Annotated in this window: 1 protein-coding gene; it reads left to right on the forward strand. The window is 70.0% G+C overall.

The genetic code is table 11. The annotated features are described in order from the left end of the window. Positions 1 to 634, forward strand: a 634-nt coding sequence (locus ACLEQD_RS44935; protein WP_410391996.1) for an AMP-binding protein, incomplete at both ends; no start/stop codon positions are given.

Here is a 634-nt window from a genome sequence, read left to right on the forward strand (position 1 = left end):
GCCCGTCCCCACGTCCTCCTCACCTCTCGCGCGCTCTTGCCGAAGCTGCCTCACGCGGACCTGCTGCCCGTGATGCTGGAGGAGCTGTCGCTGGACGCGCTGCCCGTGCATGCGCCTCCACGAAGCGCCCTGCCCCAAAGCCTCGCGTATATCGACTTCACCTCCGGCTCCACCGGCAGGCCCAAGGGGGTCGGCACGCCTCACGCCGCCGTGCTCCGCACCCTCTTCGGTGTCGACTACGCCCGCTTCGGCCCCGACGAGACGCTGCTGCTCATGGCACCTCTCGCCTTCGACGCCTCCACCCTCGAAGTCTGGGGCGCGCTGCTGCACGGCGCGAAGCTGGCCGTCTTCCCGGCCCACCCTCCGACGGACCCTCACGAGTTGGAGCGGGTGCTCGTCCGCCACGGCGTGACGACGCTATGGCTCACCTCCGGCCTCTTCACGCAGGTGGTGGATTCACACCTGCCCGCGCTGCGCTCGCTGCGCCAGGTGCTCACCGGCGGCGACGTCGTCTCCGCGCCCCATGTCCGCAAGGTGCTGGAGCAACTGGGCATCCCCGTCACCGCCGGCTATGGCCCGACGGAGACCACCGTCTTCGCCACCAGTCACCGCTTCACGCAGGCTTCGCAAGTAG

This window comes from Corallococcus sp. 4LFB (assembly GCF_046520365.1).
In the GTDB taxonomy this organism is placed as follows: Bacteria; Myxococcota; Myxococcia; order Myxococcales; family Myxococcaceae; genus Corallococcus; species Corallococcus caeni.